The following is a 509-nucleotide window of genomic DNA, read 5'->3' as shown; positions in this document are numbered from 1 at the left end:
TATCGGCTTTACTGTTTCTCAGCCTGGGAAAGGAGAAAGTACGTTCATTTCCGGGCCGGGGCTGACCCCAGGTGAATGGCATCATGCAGCGCTCACTCTATCTGGCAAGACCGCCGTTCTTTACCTAGATGGCGCTGAATTGGCCAGAAGCACGAATGTAAATCCAGGTACGGTCAAGTCCGTTTTGAATAGCGGGACTTCTTTTTATATCGGAAGGTCGCAGGGCGATGATCATTATTGGGCCGGAACGCTCGATGAGATCAAGCTGTATCAACGCGCGTTATCCGGCGCCGAGATTGCCGGCCTGGCAGAAGATAAACCGGTGCCGCCCGTTGTCGATCCGCCAGTTCCGGTCAATCCGAATGCAGCGGTTGATGCCTCAGTCACCACCTCCTACGTGTCTCCATGGGAAAGCCTGGTAGGGCTGAATGACGAGTTTGAACCGTCTAGCTCAGCGGATCGAGGTCATCCTATCTATGGGAACTGGGATACCCATGGAACGGAGCAAG

Annotated in this window: 1 protein-coding gene; it reads left to right on the top strand. The window is 54.2% G+C overall.

The genetic code is table 11. The annotated features are described in order from the left end of the window. A partial coding sequence (locus CPT76_RS36195; RefSeq protein ID WP_146116579.1) for a LamG domain-containing protein occupies positions 1-509 on the top strand: 509 nt, incomplete at both ends.

The organism is Paenibacillus sp. AR247, assembly GCF_002968895.1.
Classification (GTDB): Bacteria; Bacillota; Bacilli; order Paenibacillales; family Paenibacillaceae; genus Paenibacillus_AQ; species Paenibacillus_AQ favisporus.
The sequence above is the reverse complement of the archived record's forward strand: the minus strand, read 5'-3'. Positions and strand labels throughout refer to the sequence as shown.